Origin of the sequence: Paenarthrobacter sp. TAF1, from assembly GCF_052113825.1 — a bacterium.
Lineage (GTDB): Bacteria > Actinomycetota > Actinomycetes > Actinomycetales > Micrococcaceae > Arthrobacter > Arthrobacter nicotinovorans.
On the sequence record NZ_JBFRDO010000030.1, the window covers coordinates 1 to 22863 of the forward strand.

Consider the following 22863-nt stretch of genomic DNA (forward strand, 5'->3'; position numbering starts at 1 on the left):
ATTTCAATTTCAGATGAGGGGATCAGGGCCATCGGCCTCGACGGTGGCAACGTTTATTTCAACTTTGCCACGCTCCAAAGCAACGGCCGATACCTGACCGATTTCACACAGTTGTGGACCAGCGTCCATAACTGGGACTTTCTCGCCTATGACGTCCAAAACGGGAAATACGCAACCGTGCAAGAGGGTATGGATGCCCAGTTTGCCACTTATGGCATTCCTGTCCGACTCAGGACGCAGCTTGTCGGCCCCGGCCCTACAGCCCCAACGGGAACCGGCACACCATGACCGCCTCTGATCTGGACCTAACGACCGGCATTGGGCCCGGAAACGGCAGTCTCGTACTAGCCGTTGCAAGATCCGCATCGTTGTCCTTCCCAGTTGGGGTTACAGGCGTGTGAGCGGGGAGAGCGCAAGCTCCAGGATGAACGCAGCTATTGCGGTGACCAGTGGCGTTGCTACCCAGAACAGCAGGATCCTGCGGACCAGGCGCCGGTTGACGGTGTGGAAGCGTTGGTTGACGCCGCCGCCCAGTACCGAGGCCGTGAGTGTGTGCGTGGTGGAAAGCGGCAGCTGAAATCCGATCGCGCCGATAAACAGCATCACCGACGTCAGGGTCTGGGCCACGAATCCACGCAGCGGATCAACCCGGATGAGCTTGTGCCCCAACGTGTGGGAGATCCGCCAGCCGCCCAACAGGGTTCCCGCCGTGAGCATGACGGCGGTGAGGAGCAGGATCCACAGAGGGACGTCGTCCCCGCCCGAGAACCCGGCAGCCACGATTGCCAGAAGAATGACCGCGGCCGTTCGCTGCCCGTCCTGGAGGCCGTGGCCGAACGCAACAGCCGCGCTGGAAACGGCCTGCGCACGCCGGAAGCGCCTGTTGACGACGTTCGGCTGCGTGTAGCGGGCGGCCCACGTCACCGGCCACACCAGGAGGTAAGCCGCCCCGAAGGCTATCAACGGCGACAGCACCAGGGGGAGGACCACCTGTGTGACAACGATGCCGTCCACGCCCCCGATGGAGTTTCCGCCCACCAGGATGCTCGCGCTGCCCGCGCCGATCAGGCCGCCCACCAGCGAGTTCGTGGAAGATAAAGGAATGCCACGCCACCACGCATAAACTCCCCACAGTATTGATGCCGCCAAGGCTGAGGCGAGCATGGTGAGGCCGCTGGTGCCATCGGGCAGGGTGATCCATGACTGCGTGAAGGCGAGGACGAACGTGCCGCTGAGCATGGCGCCCACGAAGTTGAAGACGGCAGCCAGGAGCACGGCGATGGACGGCGTAAGGGCACGGGTCCGGGTGGAAAGCGCGACGGCGTTGGAGACATCCCGGAAGCCGTTGAGGAATGCGAACCCGGCAGCCAAGGCAACTACCAGGACCAGGGCGGCGATGGTCACGTCATGATTCCTTGACGATGATGCTGCCTACCTGCGTGGCGACCTTCCGCATGTCTTTGGTCACTTCCACCAACTGGTTGGCGATGTCCCGGTGCCGCGCGTACTGCGCGGACTTCATGTCCTTGAGCATCTCGGCCACCCAGATCCGATGGGTGCGTTCTGCACGCTTGGTGAGCCGGAGGATTTCAATCCAGTAGTCCTCGAGTTCATCAAGGTCCTCGAGCTTCCGCATGGCGTCCACCGTCAGCTCGGCCTGCCGGCTGATGATCTCCAGCTGGTCGGCGGCGCGTTTGGGGAGCCGGTCCAGCTTGTAGATCGCGACGAGGTCGCCGGCGGCATCCAGCTTCTCCATGGCCTCGTTGAGGTGGCGCGACAAGGTGTACATGTCCTCGCGGGGGAGGGGGTTCACGAAACTGGTGCGCATGTGCGTCAGGAGTGCGAAGTGCAGGTCCAGGGATTTCGACTCATGCTCGTGCAGTTCCTCGGCAAGGCGGTCGTGCTCGCCGGCGGGGGCGCCGAGAATCTCGGACAGGGTTCCGGTGGCTGCCACGATGACGCCGGCCATCTGTGCGAGCAGTACGAGCCCGGCAGGTTCCTGGGGGAAAAGGCGCAGCTTCATGTCGCTTCCGGGCTGGGGACGGGTGGGCGCAGGCCGCTTGACTTGACGCGACCCGTTTCGCTCCCAACTTTACCGGTCCGGCGGAGAGCTGCGGGATGCGCGCGGGAACGTTGCGGGAAGTTGTCCCCATCGCGAGGTGCTGCACATCCATGCAACACTTGGCAAGACAAATATTTAATCCAATCAATGGGGGAATTATGCGTTTCAACAATGTTGTGAAGATTACCGGCTTGGCGGCTGCCGGGATGCTCGCCTTGAGTGCCTGTGGACCCGCTGCGTCGAGCCCGACGCCGGCCGACTCCGAATCGTCGTCCTCGTCGTCGTCCGCTTCGCCTTCAGCGTCGTCGTCGTCCTCTGCTTCTTCTGCTGCCTCCGAAGGCACTTCCTCGGGAGACTACAAGGTTGCCGCCTGGGCGCTTCCCATCTCGGACGCCGGCGAGAAGCTGGGCAGCATGAAGGGTGACAGCTTCTCCGTGGATGTCTTCCAGGTGGCCACGGACGTCGCATCCAAGGACAGCATGTTCGTGGACAAGGAAACCAAGGAGAACCTGCTGAAGAAGGGCGCTCCGATTGTTTACGTGAACTACGTGGTCACCAACACCTCTTCGGCGGATATCCCCCTGAGCCACTCGCTGGTGACGCCCTCTGCGAAGTACACGGACTGGAAGTACCTTGGAGGCATGCCGTCCGATTCCAGCAGTGACGGTTTCAAGAAGCACGGCCTCACCAGCTCAGGCATCAAGCTGAAGGAAAAGGACCCGTTCGTGCTGAAGCCGGGTGAGTCGTTCAACATCGCCGAGAACTTCGCCTACACCGCAGGCAAGGAAACCGAGATCAAGGCCACCATGACGCCGCAGGACGCGGCCGGCGACCTGGATCACGACAAGAAGGAAACCGCCGAAACTACGGTCACTTTGAAGTAGTTCCTGCCGCGTTTGCCCGGGCCCGTTTCAGGACAGGCCCGGGCAAACTGCGTTCGGGCATAAAAATGGTGCCGAACCGGATACGCCTCTCGGCGGTAGGCCGCTCGAAGCGGCTATAAGTTGAAGCCCGGGGGTTTCGCGGTTCGACACCAGTTTTAGTTTTCCCCGTCTGGCTGGCTAAGTCAACATTGACAGTCCGGGCCGGGCGTGGGTACGTTTCGCCCTTCTGCTGAGTTAGTCCAGCTCTCCATGCCTCCACGCGTTTGCGGCATGTTCGAGGTCTTCCGCGGTTTTCACCAGCTGGTGGGAGTTGCGGGTGAGCTTGCTCGCGTGGCCCTCATTGGTGTGTTCGGCGCCGTCGGCAAGTGTCGCCTGGCCGAGTGCCACCACCCGGCAGAACGCAGCCGAACGTTCCAGCGCGACGTCGAACTCGCCGTCGAAGGCGCCCGACAAAATCGCGTCAGCCATGGTCTTCATCTCGTCGGCTCCCGGCGGTTCAGCCGCCCCTGCCACCACGTTCGAAACCTGCGCGGTGTCACGCCCGGCCCGGAAGTACACGGAGATGCGCTCCGGGTTCTGGATGGTTGCGGCGCGAAGGGCATACAGCCGCCAGAGGGCGCCCGGCAGGCTTCGGGCAGGGCTTTCAGCCCACATCTCGGCGATGGCTTCGAGGCCTTGCTCATCGGCCAGCTTCACCAGCCTGCGGGTGACTTTGGGGTCGTCGCTGTCGCGGCCGCGCTTCACCAGCGCCTGGGCAGCCAGGTGCGCTGCCTCGGAAACGCGTGCCGGGTCTGCCCCACCGGCGAACGGTTCGAAATCGATGGGGGCGAAGGGCTTGGGCTTGTGGTGCCTGTTTGCTCCGCCGTACGCACGTGATCCTGGCTGTTCGCTCATGAGTTCACCGTACTCCTGTGCTCTGGTGGGGTCGAGTAACGGTTCCTTGGGCCGTTGTTGCCGGGGCGGGCCTTCGCTACCCGCTTTGCCGTCGCCCTGAGACAGACACGCCGCAGCTGCCGCGCGTCGTCGTCGACTTCCCGCACAAAGAAGGTGACGACGCCGCAGCGCGCCTTCGGTTCCATACCTGCCTTGACCTTGGGGTACAGTATTTATGGCTGTTTCAACAGCTGGAGGGCCTTTAGCTCAGTTGGTAGAGCATCGGACTTTTAATCCGTGGGTCGTGGGTTCGATCCCCACAGGGCCCACCCTCCAAAACAGGCCGGAGACGCTGAGTCTCCGGCCTGTTTTTTGTTGTCCGCCCACGGACTGGCGGTCTTGGCCCTATCTCCCGCCGCACAGCCGTGAACGGCGCAAAGGTCAGCGTGGGCGTCAGGATTTCGCCCGCCGAGCAACGATGGCGGCATGCGGACGGACTCCGGGGTCTGCGCGGGAGTGTGTGCTGGTCACGGTAAAGCCCGCATCCTGGAGCCGGGCGGCCATCTCCTCCACGGGCCAAAAATAGGCGGGCGTCACGGCATGCGGGAAGACCTTCAGGGTGACTCCCTCGAAGAATCCCAGCAGGAGACCGCCGTTGGGCCTGAGGCATCGGGCAAATTCGTCCAGGACCGCGCCGATGTCTTCAGGGGGAGTATGAATCACCGAGTACCAGGCGAGGATCCCGGCGAGTGACTGCTCCGGCGTCGGCAGATCCTTGAGGTCGCCCAGTGTGAAGGGGATGTCCGGGTAGCGCTGCCGGGCGGTCTCGATGAACTCAGGCACCAGGTCCACACCCTTGGCATCCACGCCAATCGAGTGCATGAAGTGCGTCCACTGGCCTGGGCCGCAGCCGGCGTCGATAACTTTCCCGTCAAGGCTGCCGGCCCAGTCCTGGACAAGCGCGCGATCGTCGGTGTTGGTGCTGCTGATGGACCCGAACAGCGAGGTGTACTCGGCCGCGCGGGCGGAATAGGCGGACGCGGTGATCCCGGATGACATGGACTCCAGCCTAGGCCGCTCCCCAACCCGCTCGGCGTGAATTCCCGCCGCAAAACGGCGTGCCACCGTAGCAAGCGCCGCGCAAAGCAAAGAAAGTCCTTGACTCGTCATCGATACACCGACAGCATGGTTCTATAACGTTGTAAATTGACTCGTAAGCCCCCGAACAACCCAGCAGACAAGGACCCATGCCTTGGGAGACCAGAACAACACCGCCAAAATCACTATCGACCCCGCATTTGTCATCGGTCCGGTCCGGAGAAAAACCTTTGGGGCCTTCGTCGAGCACCTGGGCCGCTGCGTCTACACAGGAATCTTCGAACCGGAGCACCCGCAGGCTGACGAGGACGGATTCCGTACCGACGTCCTGGAGCTCACCAGGGAACTCGGCGTCTCCACCGTCCGCTACCCCGGAGGGAATTTCGTTTCGGGCTACCGCTGGGAGGACGGGGTGGGTCCCAAGGAAGACCGCCCCACCCGCCTGGATCTCGCCTGGCACTCCAGCGACCCCAACCTGGTGGGCGTGGACGAGTTCGCCAAATGGTCCGAAAAGGCCGGGGTCGAGCCCATGATGGCAGTGAACCTGGGCACCAGGGGAACGCAGGAAGCCCTGGACCTGCTGGAATACTCCAACATCAAGGGCGGTACGGCCCTGTCCGAACAGCGCAAGGCCAATGGCGCCGTCGAGCCCCACAACATCAACATGTGGTGCCTCGGCAACGAGATGGATGGTTTCTGGCAGATCGGCCACAAAACGGCCGCAGAGTACGCCCGGGTTGCGGCTGAAACAGCCCGGGCCATGCGCATGGTGAACCCGGACCTGGAGCTGGTGGCGTGTGGAAGTTCCGGCCCGGACCTCCCCACATTCGGCGAATGGGAGCGTGTGGTCCTCAACGAAACCTACGAACTCGTGGACCTGATCTCAGCCCACCAGTACTTCGAGGACTTCGGCGATCTGCAGGAACACCTGTCCGCCGGGCACAGGATGGAGGCCTTCATCAAGGACCTGGTGTCCCACATCGACCACGTGAAATCTGCAACGAAATCCGGCAAGCAGGTCAACATTTCCTTCGACGAGTGGAACGTCTGGCACATGTCCCGGGACGAATCGAAGGCACCCGCCGGTGATGACTGGCCGGTCGCCCCGGTACTGCTGGAGGACCGCTACACAGTGGCGGACGCCGTAGTGGTGGGTGACCTCCTGATAACGCTGCTTCGCAACACGGACCGCGTCCATTCAGCCAGCCTTGCTCAACTGGTCAACGTGATCGCGCCCATCATGACCGAGCCCGGTGGCCGTGCCTGGAAGCAGACAACGTTCCACCCGTTCGCACTCACGTCGCAACATGCCTCGGGCGATGTGCTGAACCTCGCCGTCGAATCGCCGCAGCTGGACAGCGAAAAAACGCCCGCCTTCAGCGCGTTGTCAGCGGTGGCAACGCATGACGCCGATGCCAAGGAGGCCGTCGTCTTCGCCGTGAACCGTTCGGCGACTGACGCGCTGACCCTGGACGCCGCCGTCGGAAGCCTCAACGCGCAGAAGGTTATCGAGGCCATCACGTACACGAACAAGGACCCGTACTGGCAGGCGACGGCGGACGATTCGACGTCGGTCCTGCCGTCCGAAAACGTCAGCGTCAAGCTCGACGGCGGCCGCCTCACCGCCGGGCTTCCGCCCGTGAGCTGGACCATGATCAGGCTGTCCCTGGAGTCCTAGGGCAACACAGGGCGGCCAGGACACCACAGGGCGGCCAGGACACCACGGGGCGTCCTGAACAGTGGGAAACTAGGCGATCTGCTGCGTACCGTCGTGGAACATGGGGTACGCGGAAATAGGTGTGACGGTGGCTGGTTCCGGTGCCTGCGCTGCGGGCTCCGGAGCCGGCTCGTCGACGGTCACGATCTCCATGGACTCCATGTCCAGCAGCCGCCGGCTTCCGGTGTGGTCATTGAGCCAGAAGAGGTCCGTTCCTGCCACTGTCTTGACCACGGTGCCCCGGTGGTAGAGCCGTCCGTTGTGCCATGCCTCGACGTAGCTGCCCGGGCTCAACGGGTGCGGGTCCTCTTGGCTGCCCGGCATGGTTCCGAATGCCTGCGCCAGGCTTGCCTGTGTCTTCAGGGCCTGGAACAAGTCCCTGTTTGCGATGCTCATGTCTGCTCCCCGCGGCTGTCGCCTTCCATTCGCCCCAGCATTGCGCATGTTTGTTGCAGGGGCGTTGCAAGGGGATGAGCGATGTGTGACGGAACAAGAGGCATTGCATTCGTGGTCGGTCAAAGCCCGGAAGCCGCTCCATCTGCAACGATGTATGAAAACGCAACGAAGGAGCCCCTGCATGGCCGTCACCATGAACGACGTCGCACGCGCCGCCGGAGTCTCGTTGAAGACGGTCTCCAACGTCATCAACAACTACGAGTTCATCCGCCCTGCCACCAAGCAGCGCGTCCTTGATGCGATCGAGGAACTCGGCTACGAAACCAACCTCACAGCCCGCAGCCTCCGGTCCGGCAAGACCAGCATGCTCGGCCTGGTCCTGGCAGACCTCTCCATCCCGTACTACGCGGAACTGGCATCGGACATCATGAAGGCGGCGTGGGCCCGCGGTTACCGGGTGCTGGTGGAGCAGTCCGGCAACGAGGCAGAACACGAGAAGGCGGCACTCCAAGGGCAGTTCCGCAGCCTCACCGACGGCCTCCTGTTCATCCCGCTCGCGCTCGACGCCGAGCAGATCATCGCCGCTGCCGGCAAGAAGCCGTTGGTCCTCCTGGGCGAATTCGTGCAGGACCCGCGCCTGGACATGGTCCTCATCCGGAACTACGAGGCTGCCGCGGCGGTGACCACGCACCTGTTGGCGGGCGGTCGCCGTCGGATAGCTGTCCTGGGCGCCGACGACGGCGACACAACCGGCAGTGCCGGCCTGCGCCTCAGCGGCTACAAGGCTGCGCTCGCTGAGGCCGGGGTGGAGTACGACCCCGCCCTGGTGGTGCGGTGCGAGTGGCGGCGGGACGGGGGCGCTGAGGCGGTAGCGAAGCTGTTGGATGCGGGCGCGGAATTCGACGCCGTTTTCGGCCTCAACGACGTTATTGCTTTGGGAGCGCTCCACGAACTCCTGCTTCGCGGCCGGAAAGTTCCCGGGGAGATTGCCGTAGCCGGTTTCGATGACATTGAGGAGGCCCGGTTTGCCTCGCCGTCGCTGACAACGGTGGCGCCMGGTCGTACGGAAATCGCGGAGCGCGCCGTCGAACTTCTGATCGAGCGGATCGAAAGCAACCTGGCCGCTCCCGCCGTGCAGCAGCCGGAGGCGGCGTTCGAGCTGCGGGTCAGGCAGTCCGCGCCGTAGGCCGTTAGTGTTTGAGGAATGAACGTGATTCCCGCTGAAGTCGTCACCCCTGCCGTCATGATCGATGCCGACATCCTTGACCGGAATATCCAGCGGATGGCTGCCGCCATGCTCAGCAGAGGGCTCAACCTCCGCCCGCACGTGAAGACGCACAAGACGTTGCAAATCGCGCGCAAACAGCTTGCGGCGGGCGCCATTGGAATCACGGTGGCGACTATCGGCGAGGCCGAAGTCTTCGCGGCGGATGGAGTCAAGGACATCTTCATCGCCTACCCGCTCTGGGTCGAAGCCTCCCACGCGGACCGTCTTCGGGCCCTGACGGCCGCATGCCGCCTTGCTGTCGGCGTCGATTCAGCGGAAAGCGCGACGGCGATGGGGCGCCACCTCGGAGCCGATGCGGCGAGCGTGGAGGTGCTGATCGAAGTGGACAGCGGACACCACCGCAGCGGCGTGCTGCCTGACGAAGTGGTGGATGTTGCCAACGCCGCGGCTGCAGCCGGACTGAGCGTTCAGGGCGTCTTCACGTTCCCCGGACACAGCTACAAGCCGGGCATGCCGACCGGCGCGGCAAGCAACGAGAATGAGGCGCTCGGCCTGGCCGCGACGGCCCTGACGTCCGCAGGTTTCGAGGTGACCACCATCAGCGGCGGCTCCACGCCCACTGCATTGATTGACGGCGAAACTGTGGCGACCGAGCTTCGTCCAGGCGTCTACGTTTTCGGCGACGCCCAGCAACTGGAACTCGAACGGTGTGCCTGGGAGGACATCTCCCTGACCGTGGCAGCAACTGTGGTCAGCCGCAACGAGGCAGCCGACGGAAATGTGCGCCGGGTTGTGGTGGACGCGGGCAGCAAGGTCCTGGGCAGTGACCGTCCGGACTGGGCCACCGGATACGGCCGGCTCCCGGAGTACCCCGAAGCGAAGGTAACCGCACTGTCCGAGCACCACGCCACGGTCGTTTGGCCGGACTCGTCGGATCTTCCGGCTCTGGGTACGAGGCTCAGGGTGATTCCGAACCACGTGTGCCTGGCGATGAACCTCGTGGACGAGGTCACGGTGGTGCGCGATGGGTCCGTCGTGGAGACGTGGGCCGTGGCGGCGCGGGGGCGCAACAACTAGCCCATGGCCTGTGCGGTTTCGAGCAGCGTGTGGAACTCGCGGTTGTGGTAAACCAACGGGGCTGAGGCGCCGGGGTTCGCCCTGATGTCCAGGACCGTCGCGGCCAGAAGCACAGAGCCTCCCAGCGGTGCCCGGTGGATGATGTCGCAGCGCAGCGCCCACTGGGCTTCCCGGAGGAGGGGCTCGCCGGTAGGCAGCAACTCCCAGTCCATGTCCTGTGTGAAGCGCGGGGCTGCGGGGTCTGCGAACGTGCGCGCCAGTTCCAACTGGCCGGCGCCCACAAGGTGCACCACGATTGACTGCGCGGCCGCGATAACCGACGCCGACCGGCCGCCGGTGACTGAGAACGCGAGCGTTGGCGGATCCACCGCGACGGATGCCACCGAAGACGCCGTGAGCCCTACAGCGCCCTCGGGACCGGAGGCAGTGACGATCGCGACTCCCGCCGGGTGCGCGCGGAACGCGGACCTGAAGAGCTCGCCGACGGCCGGGGACGGCAGGGGATTGTGGTGGGTCATCGCTATACCTTTGGTGGAACTTGCTCGGAATGACGCCGCTGGGCGCACAATATCCGATGCTAGAACCTCAACAATAGTTGAGGTCAATTCGGGGCTATTCGACCCCCGCCTGAGACGGATTGGAAACGTGCCTGAAACTTCCGCTCCCTACGCTGGTCACATCAGTCCCAGCTGTGCCCAGCCACAAGGAGATGCCGTGCACCTTTTGCCCCGTGAGCAGGAAAAACTCATGATCGTGGTGGCCGCCGACCTTGCACGGCGCCGACAAGGCCGAGGGCTCAAGCTGAACTACCCCGAGGCTGTGGCTGTCATCAGCTATGAGCTCATTGAGGGCGCCCGCGACGGCAAAACCGTGGCCGAACTCATGAGCTACGGAACCACCCTCCTCAGCCGGGACGACGTGATGGAAGGTGTGCCGGAGATGATCCATGACGTCCAGATTGAAGCCACCTTCCCTGACGGCACCAAGCTCGTCACCGTCCACAACCCCATCCGTTAGGAGCCCCAATGATCCCCGGTGAATACAGGCTCCAGCCAGGTTCCATCGCCTGCAACAGCGGCCGTGAGGCGATCGCCGTCGAGGTAGTAAACCGCGGCGACCGGCCGGTGCAGATCGGTTCGCACTACCACTTCGCCGAAGCGAACCGCGCCTTGGAATTCGACCGCGACGCCGCGTACGGCCGCCGCCTGGACATCCCGGCGGGCACCGCCGCGCGTTTCGAACCCGGGGACAGGAAAACGGTCCGGCTGATTGAACTCGCCGGGTCACGCGAAGTGTTCGGCCTCAGCAACGCAGTCAACGGAAAGCTCGACGGCGGCACTGACGTTGCCGGTGAACCCCGCCCGGGCGTCGCAGCGGAAAGGGACCACCAGTGAGCTTCGAGATTTCCCGCAAGCAATACTCCGAACTGTACGGACCCACCACCGGGGATGCCATCCGTCTGGCGGATACCGAACTGTTCCTTGAGATCGAGAAGGACCACACGGTCCACGGCGAAGAAGTAGTGTTCGGCGGTGGAAAAGTAATCCGCGACGGCATGGGCCAAAACGGCCAACTGACCCGCGTCGAAGACATCCCGGACACCGTGATCACCAACGTGGTGGTCCTGGATTACACCGGGATCTACAAAGCCGACGTCGCGCTCAAAGACGGGCATATTTTCAAGATCGGCAAGGCCGGGAACCCGCAGATCACTGACGGCGTGGACATCGTGATCGGCGCCAGCACAGAGATCATCGCCGGCGAACGGAAGATCCTCACAGCCGGCGGCATCGACACCCACATCCACTTCATCTCCCCGGAACAGGTCCCTGCGGCCCTGTGCAACGGCATCACCACGATGGTTGGAGGTGGCACGGGGCCGGCTGAAGGAACCAAAGCCACCACCATCACCCCCGGAGCCTGGCACATCTCGCGGATGCTCCAGGCCGCCGAAGGGCTCCCCGTGAACATCGGCCTGTTCGGCAAGGGCCACGCGTCCGCCGTCGAGCCCCTCGCAGAGCAGATCCGGGCAGGTGCCGTAGGACTGAAAGTCCACGAGGACTGGGGCTCCACCACCTCATCCATTGACATGTCGCTGCGCGTCGCCGACGAATACGACATCCAGGTGGCCATCCACACCGACACCCTCAACGAGTGCGGCTTCGTCGAAGACACCATTCGGGCGATCGACGGCCGGGTCATCCACACCTTCCACACCGAAGGCGCAGGCGGCGGCCACGCCCCGGACATCATCAAAATCGCCGGGCTGCCCAACGTCCTTCCCGCCTCCACCAACCCCACGCTGCCGTACACGCGCAACACCATCGAAGAGCACTTGGACATGCTCATGGTCTGCCACCACCTCAACCCGGACATTCCCGAAGACGTGGCCTTCGCCGACTCCCGGATCCGGGCCGAAACCATCGCCGCCGAAGACGTCCTGCACGACCTCGGCATCTTCGCCATCACGTCATCGGACTCCCAGGCCATGGGCCGGGTAGGCGAAGTAGTGACGCGCACCTGGCAGGTAGCCGACGCCATGAAACGGCAACGGGGAGTGCTGACGGATCCAACCGGGACCACCCACGGCTCCGCCGGCTCCGACAACTTCCGTCTCAAACGCTACGTCGCCAAATACACCATCAACGCGGCCATCGCCCAAGGAATGGCAGACGTGATCGGTTCCGTGGAAGAAGGCAAATTCGCGGACCTCGTCCTCTGGGACCCCGCGTTCTTCGGCGTGAAACCCGAACTCGTCATCAAAGGCGGCCAGATCGCCTACGCGCTGATGGGAGACTCCAACGCCTCCATCCCCACGCCCCAACCCCGTACCATGCGGCCCATGTTCGCCACCTACGGGAAGGCGCTCCAGCAAACGTCCATCACCTTCCTGTCCCAGGCAGCCATCGACGCCGGAGTGCCCGCCGAACTCGGCCTCGAACGCATCATCAAGCCCGTGTCCGGCATCCGCAACCTCACCAAAGCGGACCTGAAATACAACGGCGAAACCCCGGACATCGCCGTCGACCCCGAAACCTACAAAGTGACGGTCGACGGCGAAGAAGTCACCTCCCAGCCCTCCGACGTCCTGCCCATGGCACAGCGCTACTTCCTCTTCTAGGAGCCCGATGATCATCGAACAAATTCTGGGCAACGTCCACGAACAGCCCGCAGGCAGCTATGCGGGCAGGCACACGGAAAAAGTCGTCCTCCCCAGCAGCCTCCTCGTCAAAAGGATCCAACGGGTCACCACCGACCACGGCAACGAACTCGGCATCCGTCTGCCCAGCGGCTCCGGCGACCTCCGCGACGGTGACATCCTGGCAGTCGACGACCACAACGTCATCGTCATCTCCGTGCTGCCAACGGACGTCCTGGTGATAGCGCCAAGGAGCATCCACGAAATGGGCGTGGTTGCGCACTCGCTCGGCAACCGGCATCTGCAGGCGCAATTCTTTGATGCTGCGTCCGAATATGAAGCCGAAGTCATGGTGTGCCAGTACGACCACACCGTAGAGGACTATCTGAAGAGCGTCGGCGTCCCCTACGACAGGCAAGAGCGGGTCATGCCGGTGCCCTTCCGCCATGCTGAGCACTCGCACTAAAGTCATGCGCCCCGGCAGGTTGGGTGCGTGCGCTTTCGCTTCGCTGGGAAGGGGGCCGTGCCCGCTTCGCGATGCCCGCCACGCCGCGGCCCCCTTCCCAGCTCCGCTCCAGCGCACAGTTCGCACCGCCGGGGGTGCGCTTTGAGTGCGACGTATCAGCTGGCTCTTCAACAGTTGACCGACTCGGCTTTGCCGACGGGCGCTTTTGCTCATTCCTTGGGGTTTGAGAGCTATATAGAGCGGGGGCTTGTGGGGGATGAGGTCACTTTCGGTACTTGGTTGAGCGCTTTTGTGGGGCAGCAGTTGGTTTATTCGGATGGGTTGGCTCTGCGTTTCCTTTATGAGGGGGTGGATGTTGGCCTGTTGGATTCTGTTCTTACCGGGCAGCTCTTGGCTCGGGAGGTTCGGGAGGCTTCTTTGAAGATGGGCGGACGGTTGCTTGAGATTGGCGGGGAGGTGTTTCCGTCAGGGGAGTTGGAGGCTTATCGGGGGCTCGTTCGTGAGGGCGGCGCCATGGGGCATCAGCCTTTGGCTTTTGGGGTTATTGCGCGGTCGCTCGGCGTTCCTTTTGAAGCGGCGCTTTCCGCTTATTTGTTTGCCACGGTTACTTCGTTGACGCAGAACGCCGTGCGCGCCATACCGCTCGGGCAGAACGCCGGGCAGCGGGTACTTCGCCAAGCACACGACGCCGTTGCTGCCGCCGGCCGGGATGTAGCACAGCTGTGCTGGGACGACTTTGGGGCCGTCAGCCCCGGACTGGAAATTTCACAAATGCGGCACGAACGGCAACGCGCCCGTATGTTCATGAGCTAGTTAGTGCAAAGGACAGAAGACATGACTGAACCCATCAAAATCGGAATCGGCGGACCCGTCGGAGCAGGCAAGACACAGCTCGTGGAACGCATCACCCGCCACATGAGCCGAGACATCTCCATGGCCGCCATCACCAACGACATCTACACCATCGAAGACGCCAAAATCCTCGCCGCCAACGGCATCCTCCCCGAGGACCGGATCATCGGCGTCGAAACCGGCGGTTGCCCCCACACCGCCATCCGCGAAGACACCTCCATGAACACTGCGGCCATCGAAGAACTCAAGACCCGGCACCCGGAGCTCCAGGTCATCTTCGTCGAATCCGGCGGCGACAACCTCTCTGCCACCTTCAGCCCCGAACTCGTCGACTTCTCCATCTACATCATCGACGTCGCGCAAGGCGAGAAGATCCCGCGCAAAGCCGGACAAGGCATGATCAAGTCCGACCTCTTCATCATCAACAAAACGGACCTGGCACCCCACGTCGGAGCGGACCTCTCCGTCATGGAGCGGGACTCCAAGGAATTCCGCGGCAACAAGCCGTTCTGCTTCACGAACCTCAAGACGGATGAAGGACTCGAGGACGTCCTGAACTGGATCCGACGCGATGTCCTGATGCTTGACTTGGCCCAATGAACCGATGCGAGTTGGCGGTTAAGTCACCTTGGGCGGCGCCCGCGGATGAAGGGGGCCGTGCCCGCTCCGCGATGCCCGCCGATCCGCGGCCCCCTTCATCCGCGTTCGCGGATCGCCCCACCCGCATTGCCGCGACAAAAGGCCAGTTCCTTATCCCCGGCTCCGCCCCCTCGGTGGTTACGACACCACGCGAGATACGCGTATGAACACGACGACGCAGGTCGATTTCGGCTCAGACGTTATGGGGAACCTGGGGCCCGGCTCCACGTTGGCCTTGGGCGGAGGGCCCGTGCGGGGGCGGTTGGAGTTGGGCGTTAGTGTGCGAGGTGGGCAGTCCGTTGCTTCGCGGCAGTTTCATGAGGGCGCTTTGAGGGTGCTCAGGCCGCATTACTTGGATGGGTCCGGGCAGGTTTGCTACGTCATGGTCAATCCCGGCGGGGCGTATCTGGGGGCGGATGTGTTCGTCATTGAGGTGGAGGTTGAGGCGGGGGCTGATCTGTTGTTGACCACGCAGTCGGCCACCAAGGTGTACCGGACTCCGGGGTCGTTCGCTGAGCAGCGGATGAGTATCAAACTGGGGGAAGGCGCGCGGCTGGAGTTGGTGCCCGATCAGTTGATCGCCTATCGAGAGGCGAGCTATCGGCAGAATTCGCGCATCAGTCTCCACCCGGCGTCGTGCCTTGTCATGGCTGAGGTGGTCACGCCGGGGTGGTCGCCGGACGGGGCATCCTTCAAGTTCGAAGAAGTGAGACTGCGGAACGAGATCCACGTCCGAACGGGGGAGCACCACGAACTGCTGGCCCTGGATAATCTCCTGATCCGGCCGCCCCTGGGGGATGTGACCGGGATGGGGTTCATGGAGGGTTTCAGCCACCTGGGATCGTTGGTGGTAGTGGATCCGCGGGTGAACCAGGAGCTTGCTGATGAACTGGCCCGAATTGCCCGGGATTTTGACGCGTATACCGGAGTTTCTTTGACCGCGACTATTGCCGGGACCACCGGGCTTGTGCTGCGATCGTTGTCGAACAGCACCGAGGAACTCAACACATTGCTGGGTGCTTGTACGGGCGTTCTGCGCGACCGTTGGTACGGACAGGCGCCCTTGAACCTGAGGAAGTACTGATGACTGCGCTGACCGAATTCGCCACCATGTACCGGGAGCGGGAAACATTGTCCCTGCGGACCCGGCTGCTGTTCACTTTTGGTGCCGTGGCCGCTTTGCACGTTGCCGCCGTCGTGCTTTTGTTGTTTGGTTCCGCCGGTGGCGCCCAGCCGCTGGCGCTCGGGTTGGTGATTACCGCTTACGTGGCCGGCATCAAGCACAGCTACGACTGGGACCACATCGCCGCGATCGACAACTCCACCCGCAAATTCGTGGCGCAGCACAAGGACCCCGTGAGCGTGGGATTCGCGTTCAGCCTGGGGCACAGCTCCGTGGTGATCCTCGCGGGAGTGCTGGTAGTGGCCGGGGCGACGCTGATCGGCCAGTTCATGGAAGACGGCACCACGGGCAACAAGATCCTGGGCCTCATCGGCGCCGGTGTGTCCGGGTTGTTCCTGCTGACCATGGGACTGTTCAACGGCTCCGCGTTTGTTCGCGCCACGCAGGCATACCGGAAAGTCCAGGCCGGCGGGGACGTGCGCCCCGAAGACCTGGAAGCAAAAGGCCTGGTGGCCCGGCTGCTCGCCAAGCCCTTATCGAAGGTGGAGCGGCCGCGGAACATTTACGTGATCGGCTTCCTGTTCGGCTTGGGCTTCGACACCGCCACCACCATCGGGCTGCTGGTCCTCACGACGACGGCGTCACTCGCCGGAGTCTCGCCGCTGGCCTTGATGGCCCTCCCGCTCGCTTTCACAGCAGCCATGACCCTGTGCGATTCCGCCAACGGCGTGGCCATGATGAAGATGTACAAAACCGCCATCCGTAACCCGCAGCGCAAGCTCGGTTTCAACGCTGTCATCACGGGCATTTCGGCCGTCTCGGCGCTGTTCATCTCCGTGATCACCCTCGGCGGTTTCGTCAATTCCGCGTTCGGGTTGGAGGACCCCCTGACAACCTGGCTCGGGGAGATCGACCTCGGCGACGCAGGCCTGATCCTGGTGGGCCTGTTCGTGCTGGTGTGGGCCGTGTCCGCCTGGCGTGGCCGGAGCGTCCAGGCCGGGTCCTAGGAAACCGCTACCGCGTTGAACAGCTCGGTGGTGTCCACGCCGAGATCCGGGGTGTCCAGCACGTTGGTCAGAAACACGACGCAACGGTCCTGTTCGGGGAGCATCCACCACTCCGTGCCGGCCCACCCGGGATGGCCGTAGATTCCCTGTGCTAGCAGCTCAGACTCGTTGGCGGGCAGCTGGAATCCCAGCCCGGTGTGGCGGAGGGGCTCGGGCCGGGTGGTGATGTGGGAAACCTCAGTGGTCCGCGGACGGCGCATCGCAGTCAGCGTGGCGGGCCGAACGGCCTTCCCGGTCTGCCCCAGAAGCTCGGAACCCAGGTTGAGCAGGTCCGCTGCCGTACCGAACAGCCCCGCACCCGGATGCCTCTTCCGATACATGGCATCCACGTTCAAACCCGCAGCCTCGGTGCCGTGGATTCTGTGCGGGTTGCAGTCGGTGCCGAACGTCAGGCCGCCGGCACCTGTGTCACCGGCCAGGGACAGGAGTTGCTCCTCGAACGGGCGCCCGTCAGCCCACTCGGCCATCGCTGCAGCACCTTCGAAAGCGATATTGCAATACTGGACGAGGGAACCCGCATAGAAGGCCTGGCCGGCGGAGGTGAGGTCCTCGCGGAGAGGAGCGCCGCCGTCGAGCGCCGGATCAGCAATCCCGGAGCGGTGGCTGAGAAGGTGCTCCAGCGTTACGGTGTCCGTGCGGCCCGCGCCGAAGTCCGGGAGGACGTCACCCAGCGTGTTGCCCAGTGACAACTTCCCAAGCTCAACCTGCCGCATGACGGTCAGGGCAGTGACCGGCTTTGTCACCGAGAACAGCGCAAAGTGGTCCTCGGCTGTTGCCTGCCTGCCGCCGTCGGTCCCGAACGCCATAATGTCCTCGATGCCCTGGCTGGAGGCGATCCCCAGCACGGCAACGGGCACGCGCCCGAGCTCAACCTGTTTGCGGGCCCATTCTGCCGCGGGTCCTGTCTGCACCATTGCTGTGCCACGCTTTCGCTCGGGATTCGGTGTCTTGAATCTATCGTGATGGCGTTGAGAAGAAACCTACCGCCACGTGTAACCCCGGCGGCCTGGCCGGAAACTATACAAGTATCCTGCAGTTCAGGGCTCTACTTTTCAGGGGGAAATCGTGCTTTCCGAGCGCGAATTGGCGTTCATCGCCATTCACAAAGACAGCTATCCATCCGTCTTCAGGTTCGTGCGCCGACGCGTCGAATCGGCGGAGATGGCTGAAGAGATCGCCGCCGACGTTTTCCGGGTCGTATGGCAAAAATGGTCGGATGATGCCCGGCCGGAACTCGGTTACTTGCTCGCCATAGCGCGCAACCTTGTGGGTAATGCCTACCGCAGCCGCGACCGGCAGCAGGCTCTGCAGGAAAAGCTGCGCACGACGGCGGTGGAGCGTTTCGGGGATGACTCCGGGAACGTAGCGGTACAGGATGCGATGGACCGCTTGCGGGTGCAGGACCGCGAAATTCTGCAGCTGGCCTACTGGGACGGACTGGGTACCACTGACATCGCCGGAGTGCTGCAGTGCAGTGAATCAGCAGCCAAGGTCCGTCTGCACCGGGCCCGGACCGCGTTCCGGAAACAGCTGCCCGCCGGCGCCGAAACGACTACACAAAAGATGGGGGTCTGAAGACAATGGATCCGATCAAGAACCAGATATCAGCGATTGACCCGCTTGCGGACGAGCGCACCGAGGTCAACTCTGAAGAAGCTTTGGCGCGCATGCTCACAGGCCCTCGGGTTTTCAGTGACAGCAACCCGGCAGCCGGAGTGGTGTCCCTTGAAGACCGCAAGCGCCGCAAAGCCCGGATCGCGGGCGGGTTGTTGCTTGGTGCTGCGGCTGTCACCGCGGGTGTCCTGGTTGCGGCCAACTTTGGCCCGCTCACAGTGGCTCCCGCGCCGGCAGTGACCGTCAGCCCGACTGAGCCGGCACCTACGCCGAGTGCTTCCGTTACCCCCACCCCTACTCCCACAGCCACACCCACGCCCTCGGCCACCCCGGAGGCGACTGTTCCGGTCACCACTCCGCCGGCGGCTCCGACTGTTCCGGCGGTTGCACCGACAACGGTTCCAACGCAGCCGCCTGCTCCCGTGGCCACAGCGCAGACGTTCACTTTCCCGGATGGACACGTTTCCTTCACCTACCCCGTGGGCTGGACCGTTCGCCCGGAACAAGGTCCTTCCGACGGAGTCACCGTTTTGGACAACACCGGCGCCGAGGTCGCTTTCATGAGCAGCGGTTTCTACGGCGACGGTACTGCCGGACTGGTGGACCGCACAGTTCTGGACCGTGCCGTGGTTCCCGGGGTAACGGATACAGCAGGAAACCAGGTGGAATTCGGTTTTTCCTTGAACTACTTCATGAACTTCGACTACAACTCCGGTAACGGTGGAATGCCCACGGCTACTGGGCGTTCCGACACTCCCCCGGCGTACGTCATGGACATCCGGCTGTCCTCTGAGCTTCAATCCGGGCAGGCTTCTTCCGGCACAAACCAGATCAAGATGCCCAACGGGTTCATGATGGCCTACGTGAAGTTTGACATCAACAAACGGCCCACCTTTGCCACCCCGGAAGCGGCCAAGGCCTGGATGAACACAACGCAGTACGCCCAGTTGAAGTCGATGCTTCTGAGCGTGAGCTACAAATAGCCCCATCCGGGGGATAGCAAACGTCGCTCTGGCAGCCCGGAGCGACGTTTGCTGTCCCCTGAGGGGACCTTGACTGGCGCTGCCGTAATCTCAGGTACTTTGGCAGAAGGCCTTTATTCGCTAGGAGCATTTCTCATGACAGACATGGTTCGCCAGGCAACCGGCGCAGACCTCGGGGTTGCTGCCCGAGTACTCGGCCTTGCCTTTGAGACTTACCCTTGGACGAGATGGTCGGTTCCTGACGTTGATTATGAACAGAGACTCGAACGGCTGCAGTACCTCTACCTGGGACATGCGCTTACCCATGGATTGGTCCTGGTGGATGAACAACTGCGCTCCGTCGCTGCATTCCTTCCCCCTGATGCGCCCGAGCCTGGTCCCGATATGCAGATCGAAGTTCTGGAACTGCTGGGTTCTCGAGCGACCGCGTTGATTGATCTGAGCTTGCCCCAGCCAAAGGGGCCGGCGTGGACCTTGGCCACCGTGGGCGTAGACCCGGCACATCAAGGCAAAGGGCTGGGTACGGCCGTGGCCTCGGAGGGTCTCACGCGAATAGATCGAGAGGCAGGTGCCGTGGTGCTTGAAACCTCGGACGAGCGTAACGTGCGCCTTTACGGACGCCTTGGTTTCCTTGTCACGGACACCACTGTGATTCCGGGTGGGCCCACTGTCCATTCAATGCGCCGGGCACCCCGCCCGGCAGTTGGCAGCCCGGAGCGACGTTTGCTGTCCCCTCCTTTGGGTTAGCGGACGGTGACCAGATGTCCGGCGGGGTCGTACCGGAAGGTGACCGGGCCGCCGTCGTGCTTCAAGGCGATATTGCTGCCGTTCGGGGCGCCGCCGAGACCGTAGTTCTCAGCCCAGGAGCCATTGATGGCGGCCTTGAACTCGTAACTGCCGGCGGCCAGGTTGGGCACTGACAGCTTCCAGATCCCATCCGACGGGTCCAGCTGCAGCTGCGCCTGGGCGCAGTCCGGCATCCAGTCGCCCGAGCAGCCAAGCTCGGAATTCAGGCTGCCGGGTACCGAAACGGCCGCCGGCTGCGGGCCCGCGGAGACCGCGCTGATCACGTTGGTGGAGTGGTCGTAAAGGAACGTGACGGCGCCGCCGGGGTGTGTGAACACGACGTTGGGGCCATTCAACTCGCCACCCGCGCCGTAGTTTTCGTCCCACGTGCCGTTGAGTGCGGCCTTGAATTCATACGTGCCCGCGGGCAGGTTGGGGACATTCAGCTGCCACAGTCGGTGCGTCGGCTCGTAGCTCATGAGCCCCTGCCCGCAGGACGGCTGCCAGTCTTCGGTGCAACCCAGTTCGGTGTTGAGGCTGCCGGCCACAGTGACGGTCTCGGGCTGCGTCGGTTCTCCCACCACACCGCTGCGGGGCTCACTGGCGGACGTCTGCCCGCGGTTGTCCAGCACCACAGCGCGGTACTCCACGGACGTGCCGGACTCCAGCGACGAGACGTCGTGGAACACCTGATACGGCGCGTTGTCGTCCGTGCCGATCGACGCCCAGTCGCCACCTGCAGTACGCGCCTGGAAGGTGACCTCATAGAACGAGTTACCGTCGACGTCGGCCGTCACCTTCTGGCGGGTGGCGTCCCCAGCCGCCGTGACCGGCTTCTTGAGTACGACGGCGGGTGCGGCCTTCGATTTGGCGAGTCGCCCCGCTGCTTCATAAACCACTGCGGAAAGCGGCGGGACGGTGACAGCCAGCTTCGCATCCTGACCGGACTTGGCGTTCTTGGCGGCCTCACCGTAAACCAGCTTGAACGGCTGTTTCGCTTCGTACGTTGGGATCGCCGCGGTCTGTGCGGTCTCGCTGTTGTTCACAGCCACGATGTATTCACGCTGTTCCTTGGCGTCGATGCGTGAGAAGGCGTAGATCCCGGCCCCATCAGCGGCGTAGCGGTCTTGCTGGGCACCGGTACGGAGCGTGGGGTGGTCCGCTGCGAGGGCCGCGAGCTCGCTGATCTTTTTGTACAGCGGGTGCCCGGTGTTGAAGTTGTCCGTGGCATGCGTGGCGTTGGTTCCCAAAAGGTCATCATCCAAATACTCCTGGACCTTGCTGGCGAACATGGTCTGCCTCGAGTCCTGGTCCCCGCCGGCGCCGGTGAAGCCCTGCTCATCGCCGTAATAGATCACCGGGTTGCCGCGCGAGAAGTACATCAGCTCATGGGCCAGCTCGTCGCGCTCCAACAGTTCCGCGTCGGATGCTCCCGGGTTGTCCTGGGCGATAAAGGTGCCGATGCGGCCCATGTCATGGTTACCCAGGAATGTGGGCAGTTGGTAGACGTTGGAATCGGCATCCGTGTACCAGTCATCACCGTTGAAGAAGTCTGCCAGGCCGGTGGCCTTGCTGCCTTGTGATGCGAAGCTGCGGGCTGCACCTTGGAAGCCGAAGTCCAGGACGGCTTGCATCTTGTTCTTGGTGGTGAACTTGGACGTGACGGTCTTGGAGGTATCGAAGACCTCCCCGAACATGAAGAACTCGTCCTTGCCCTGCTCCTTGGCATAGCTGAGCACTTGTGGGCCGAACTGCTGCCAAAACTCGTCATTGACGTGTTTCATGGTGTCAATGCGGAAGCCGTCCACTCCGAAGTCCCTGATCCACGTTTTGTAGACGTCCATCATCCCGTTGACCACCTTGGGGTTCTCGGTGAAAAGGTCATCCAGCCCGAAGAAGTCGCCGTACAGGGAGTCTTCGCCGGCAAAGTTGGTGTTGCCGCGGTTGTGGTAGAGCGTGGGGTCGTTCAGCCAGGAAGGAACCTTGACGTCCTTCTCAGCCGCGGGGACTACGGGCGTATAGGGGAACGACGTTGCCGCGTCCAGGGCAGGGAAGTCCTGCGTCCCGGCGTAATCGCGGTCATCGAAGACCTCGCCCGTGGCGGCGCGGTAGGGCTCGGTTTCCTTGGAAATGTAGGGAGCTGAGGACGTCTCCTGGTACTGGATCACATCGGCCGTGTGGTTGGTGATGATGTCGAAGTACACCTTCATGCCGCGGGCGTGGGCGGCGTCTATGAGCGTCTTGAGCTCGGCGTTGGTGCCCAGGTGGGGGTCGATCTGGGTGAAGTCGGTGACCCAATACCCGTGATACCCGGCGGAGCTGTTCGCCGGCGTTCCGTCACCTTGTACGGCCTTGTTCTTGAAACTGGGAGTGAGCCAGAGGGCGTTGGTGCCCAAGCCCTGGATGTAGTCCAGCTGGTCCTGCAGGCCCTTCAGATCGCCCCCGTTGTAGAAGCCTTTGCGGGTGGGATCGAAGCCGGACACCATGGGATCGGAACCCAGGCCCCCGTCGTCATTGCCGGCGGTTCCGTTCTTGAAGCGGTCGGCCATGACGAAGTAGAAGTTCTGGTTGCTGACACCGCCCCGGATGGAGTGTTGGGCGGTGGGGTCAGGGTTCTTCGCGGAGACGCCGGGCGCGGCGCCTGCCGGGAGTACCGCAGATGCGGTGAGGACGGCCGTCGTCATGAGGACGACAGCCGCCCTTCTCTTGAAGGACGTGTTGTTGGGGGATCCGGAGCTGCGGAGTGACAAGTGAAGCCTTCCTCTAGCGACAGTGCTGTGGGACAAGTCACAACTGTAAGCGCTTGCGTGATGTTAATCCAGAGTAAGCGGCCGTTGACTCGTCGGATTAGGCTCCTGA

General features: G+C 63.2%; 24 protein-coding genes and 1 tRNA gene. 17 read left to right on the forward strand and 8 right to left on the reverse strand.

The window, feature by feature from the left end; genetic code table 11:
• The coding region (locus tag AB4Y81_RS20710) for a hypothetical protein (RefSeq protein ID WP_441996824.1) at nucleotides 1-288 on the forward strand (288 nt) is incomplete at its 5' end.
• A 99-nt stretch (nucleotides 289-387) separates the two neighbouring features.
• Here AB4Y81_RS20710 and AB4Y81_RS20715 read toward each other — a convergent pair.
• The gene (locus AB4Y81_RS20715; RefSeq protein ID WP_039239210.1) at nucleotides 388-1404 is read right to left on the reverse strand and encodes an inorganic phosphate transporter; all 1017 of its coding nucleotides are present in this window, start codon (nucleotides 1402-1404) and stop codon (nucleotides 388-390) included.
• 1 nt (nucleotide 1405) lies between these two features.
• Nucleotides 1406-2023, reverse strand: coding sequence for a DUF47 domain-containing protein (locus AB4Y81_RS20720; protein WP_018780233.1), 618 nt, complete (start codon nucleotides 2021-2023; stop codon nucleotides 1406-1408).
• Nucleotides 2024-2220: 197 nt separating this feature from the next.
• Between AB4Y81_RS20720 and AB4Y81_RS20725 the strand changes: the two genes are divergently transcribed.
• A complete protein-coding gene (locus AB4Y81_RS20725) occupies nucleotides 2221-2946 on the forward strand; it encodes a hypothetical protein (RefSeq protein ID WP_441996826.1) in 726 nt (241 codons plus the stop codon).
• A gap of 234 nt (nucleotides 2947-3180) precedes the next feature.
• Here AB4Y81_RS20725 and AB4Y81_RS20730 read toward each other — a convergent pair whose 3' ends face one another.
• Nucleotides 3181-3840 (reverse strand): hypothetical protein, encoded by a 660-nt coding sequence (locus tag AB4Y81_RS20730; protein ID WP_441996828.1) that lies wholly within the window; start codon nucleotides 3838-3840, stop codon nucleotides 3181-3183.
• Nucleotides 3841-4075: 235 nt separating this feature from the next.
• Here AB4Y81_RS20730 and AB4Y81_RS20735 point away from each other — a divergent pair.
• Nucleotides 4076-4148, forward strand: a tRNA-Lys gene (locus AB4Y81_RS20735).
• Nucleotides 4149-4272: 124 nt separating this feature from the next.
• Here AB4Y81_RS20735 and AB4Y81_RS20740 read toward each other — a convergent pair.
• Entirely contained in the window at nucleotides 4273-4878 is a 606-nt protein-coding gene (locus AB4Y81_RS20740; protein ID WP_189076366.1) for a class I SAM-dependent methyltransferase, read from the reverse strand.
• Nucleotides 4879-5071: 193 nt separating this feature from the next.
• On the opposite strand from AB4Y81_RS20740, the gene arfA reads away from it, so the two are divergent.
• Nucleotides 5072-6595 (forward strand): arabinosylfuranosidase ArfA, encoded by a 1524-nt coding sequence (gene arfA, locus AB4Y81_RS20745; protein WP_189076367.1) that lies wholly within the window; start codon nucleotides 5072-5074, stop codon nucleotides 6593-6595.
• Between the two features lie 69 nt (nucleotides 6596-6664).
• Here arfA and AB4Y81_RS20750 read toward each other — a convergent pair whose 3' ends face one another.
• Nucleotides 6665-7030, reverse strand: a complete 366-nt coding sequence (locus AB4Y81_RS20750) for a hypothetical protein (protein WP_055973688.1) — start codon at nucleotides 7028-7030, stop codon at nucleotides 6665-6667.
• Between the two features lie 181 nt (nucleotides 7031-7211).
• Between AB4Y81_RS20750 and AB4Y81_RS20755 the strand changes: the two genes are divergently transcribed.
• Together AB4Y81_RS20755 and AB4Y81_RS20760 are read left to right on the forward strand one after the other, a co-directional pair.
• Nucleotides 7212-8216, forward strand: coding sequence for a LacI family DNA-binding transcriptional regulator (locus AB4Y81_RS20755; protein WP_189076368.1), 1005 nt, complete (start codon nucleotides 7212-7214; stop codon nucleotides 8214-8216).
• 18 nt (nucleotides 8217-8234) lie between these two features.
• A complete protein-coding gene (locus tag AB4Y81_RS20760) occupies nucleotides 8235-9335 on the forward strand; it encodes a D-TA family PLP-dependent enzyme (RefSeq protein WP_189076369.1) in 1101 nt (366 codons plus the stop codon).
• On the opposite strand, the gene AB4Y81_RS20765 is transcribed toward AB4Y81_RS20760, so the two are convergent.
• A complete protein-coding gene (locus AB4Y81_RS20765; protein WP_055973678.1) occupies nucleotides 9332-9853 on the reverse strand; it encodes a flavin reductase family protein in 522 nt (173 codons plus the stop codon). The two genes, AB4Y81_RS20760 and AB4Y81_RS20765, sit on opposite strands and share 4 nt — an antisense overlap.
• A 196-nt stretch (nucleotides 9854-10049) precedes the next feature.
• On the opposite strand from AB4Y81_RS20765, the gene AB4Y81_RS20770 reads away from it, so the two are divergent.
• The 8 genes from AB4Y81_RS20770 to AB4Y81_RS20805 all read left to right on the forward strand — a co-directional run bounded on the left by AB4Y81_RS20770 (nucleotide 10050) and on the right by AB4Y81_RS20805 (nucleotide 16561).
• Entirely contained in the window at nucleotides 10050-10352 is a 303-nt protein-coding gene (locus tag AB4Y81_RS20770) for an urease subunit gamma (protein ID WP_018780224.1), read from the forward strand.
• A gap of 8 nt (nucleotides 10353-10360) precedes the next feature.
• Nucleotides 10361-10729: an urease subunit beta gene (locus AB4Y81_RS20775; RefSeq protein ID WP_018780223.1), complete on the forward strand. Its 369-nt coding sequence runs from the start codon at nucleotides 10361-10363 to the stop codon at nucleotides 10727-10729.
• Nucleotides 10726-12456, forward strand: a complete 1731-nt coding sequence (gene ureC, locus AB4Y81_RS20780; protein ID WP_055973675.1) for an urease subunit alpha — start codon at nucleotides 10726-10728, stop codon at nucleotides 12454-12456. Before AB4Y81_RS20775 ends, ureC begins: the two co-directional genes overlap by 4 nt.
• Nucleotides 12457-12463: 7 nt before the next feature.
• Entirely contained in the window at nucleotides 12464-12940 is a 477-nt protein-coding gene (ureE, locus tag AB4Y81_RS20785) for an urease accessory protein UreE (protein WP_193590677.1), read from the forward strand.
• Between the two features lie 141 nt (nucleotides 12941-13081).
• The gene (locus AB4Y81_RS20790) at nucleotides 13082-13753 is read left to right on the forward strand and encodes an urease accessory protein UreF (protein WP_275777357.1); all 672 of its coding nucleotides are present in this window, start codon (nucleotides 13082-13084) and stop codon (nucleotides 13751-13753) included.
• A 21-nt stretch (nucleotides 13754-13774) separates the two neighbouring features.
• Nucleotides 13775-14392 (forward strand): urease accessory protein UreG, encoded by a 618-nt coding sequence (gene ureG / locus AB4Y81_RS20795; protein ID WP_413307387.1) that lies wholly within the window; start codon nucleotides 13775-13777, stop codon nucleotides 14390-14392.
• A 202-nt stretch (nucleotides 14393-14594) separates the two neighbouring features.
• Entirely contained in the window at nucleotides 14595-15515 is a 921-nt protein-coding gene (locus AB4Y81_RS20800) for an urease accessory protein UreD (RefSeq protein WP_431229971.1), read from the forward strand.
• Nucleotides 15515-16561, forward strand: coding sequence for a HoxN/HupN/NixA family nickel/cobalt transporter (locus AB4Y81_RS20805; RefSeq protein WP_441996834.1), 1047 nt, complete (start codon nucleotides 15515-15517; stop codon nucleotides 16559-16561). Before AB4Y81_RS20800 ends, AB4Y81_RS20805 begins: the two co-directional genes overlap by 1 nt.
• On the opposite strand, the gene AB4Y81_RS20810 is transcribed toward AB4Y81_RS20805, so the two are convergent.
• Complete coding sequence (locus AB4Y81_RS20810; protein ID WP_441996836.1) at nucleotides 16558-17535, reverse strand: serine hydrolase domain-containing protein; 978 nt, start codon at nucleotides 17533-17535, stop codon at nucleotides 16558-16560. The genes AB4Y81_RS20805 and AB4Y81_RS20810 overlap by 4 nt on opposite strands.
• Nucleotides 17536-17686: 151 nt before the next feature.
• Here AB4Y81_RS20810 and AB4Y81_RS20815 point away from each other — a divergent pair, with 151 nt between their 5' ends.
• The 3 genes from AB4Y81_RS20815 (at nucleotide 17687) to AB4Y81_RS20825 (ending at nucleotide 19965) form a co-directional block, all read left to right on the forward strand.
• On the forward strand, nucleotides 17687-18196 hold the full coding sequence (locus AB4Y81_RS20815) for an RNA polymerase sigma factor (protein WP_189076375.1): 510 nt from the start codon (nucleotides 17687-17689) through the stop codon (nucleotides 18194-18196).
• 5 nt (nucleotides 18197-18201) lie between these two features.
• Nucleotides 18202-19218: a hypothetical protein gene (locus AB4Y81_RS20820; protein ID WP_441996838.1), complete on the forward strand. Its 1017-nt coding sequence runs from the start codon at nucleotides 18202-18204 to the stop codon at nucleotides 19216-19218.
• A gap of 135 nt (nucleotides 19219-19353) precedes the next feature.
• Entirely contained in the window at nucleotides 19354-19965 is a 612-nt protein-coding gene (locus AB4Y81_RS20825) for a GNAT family N-acetyltransferase (RefSeq protein ID WP_441996839.1), read from the forward strand.
• Here AB4Y81_RS20825 and AB4Y81_RS20830 read toward each other — a convergent pair.
• Nucleotides 19962-22688: an alpha-amylase family glycosyl hydrolase gene (locus AB4Y81_RS20830; protein ID WP_441996847.1), complete on the reverse strand. Its 2727-nt coding sequence runs from the start codon at nucleotides 22686-22688 to the stop codon at nucleotides 19962-19964. The genes AB4Y81_RS20825 and AB4Y81_RS20830 overlap by 4 nt on opposite strands.
• Between the last annotated feature and the right edge of the window lie 175 nt (nucleotides 22689-22863).